The following is a 1,124-nucleotide window of genomic DNA, read 5'->3' as shown; positions in this document are numbered from 1 at the left end:
GGTAATCCCCCCTAAAAATAAAAGGATCTAAAAGTAGAATTTTCTCTTAAGATACGAGCAGGAGATTCTGCATGAAAACATCTAAATTTACTGACAGCCAGATCATGTCCATTTTAAAACAGGCGGAGTCTGGCACACCTGTAGCCACCCTTTGTCGTGAACATGGCATGAGTAATGCCACGTTTTATAAATGGCGTGCCAAATATGGCGGTATGGATACCTCATTGATGGCTCGACTGAAAGAGCTGGAAGCAGAAAATACCAGACTAAAAAAAATGTATGCTGAAGAGCGATTAAAGGCAGAGATTGTTCAGGAAGCAATGTCAAAAAAGTGGTGAAGCCATCTTGCCGACGTCAGATGGCTCAACAAGCCGTTGCCCTGCATGCGGTTAGTATCCGTTTAGCTTGCTCTGCATTTGGCATTAGTGAAACCTGCTACCGTTATCAGGCTAAACTTTGCGATGACAATGCATTAATTGCTAAACAGCTCATTGAACTCACTGAGGAAAATTCCGATTGGGGATTTGGTCTGTGCTTCTCATATTTACGACATGTTGAGAATCACTGCTGGAATCACAAGCGGGTTTACCGCATTTACTGTGAGTTGGCACTAAATCTGCGTATTAAACCGAGAAGAAGACTAAAACGGCACGCGCCTGAACCATTGAAAGAACCAATCCGAGAAAATCAGGTCTGGTCATTAGATTTTATGCATGATCAGCTGATCGATGGTCGAAAGTTCCGATTATTAAATGTGATTGATGACTACCGTCGAGAAGGCTTAGCGATTGAAGCAGGATTCTCATTACCTACAATCCGAGTTATTCGTACGTTGAATCAGTTGCTGGAGTGGCGAGAAAAGCCGTTAGTTATTCGGTGTGACAATGGCCCGGAGTTTATCAGTCATGAATTTGTACGCTGGGCAACTGAACAAGGTATTCGTATTGAATATATTCAACCAGGTAAGCCACAGCAGAATGCGTATATTGAACGTTATAATCGGACTATACGTTATAGCTGGCTAAGCAAGCATCTATTTGACACACTGGAAGAAGTACAAGATTATGCAACGAGTTGGCTGTGGCATTACAACTATGAAAGACCACACCAAGCAAACAAAGGAA

Annotated in this window: 1 protein-coding gene; it reads left to right on the top strand. The window is 42.4% G+C overall.

Annotated features, from left to right (window positions below):
• Positions 1–71: 71 nt before the first annotated feature.
• A protein-coding gene (locus tag FTT63_RS15530) for an IS3 family transposase (RefSeq protein ID WP_180192485.1) occupies positions 72–1,124 on the top strand; the annotation gives its coding sequence in 2 pieces (ribosomal slippage) (positions 72–324 and positions 324–1,124; 1,054 coding nt annotated over the 2 pieces). This gene is flagged as partial in the annotation.

The organism is Acinetobacter sp. C15, from assembly GCF_013420645.1.
Lineage (GTDB): Bacteria > Pseudomonadota > Gammaproteobacteria > Pseudomonadales > Moraxellaceae > Acinetobacter > Acinetobacter indicus.
The sequence above is the reverse complement of the archived record's forward strand: the minus strand, read 5'-3'. Positions and strand labels throughout refer to the sequence as shown.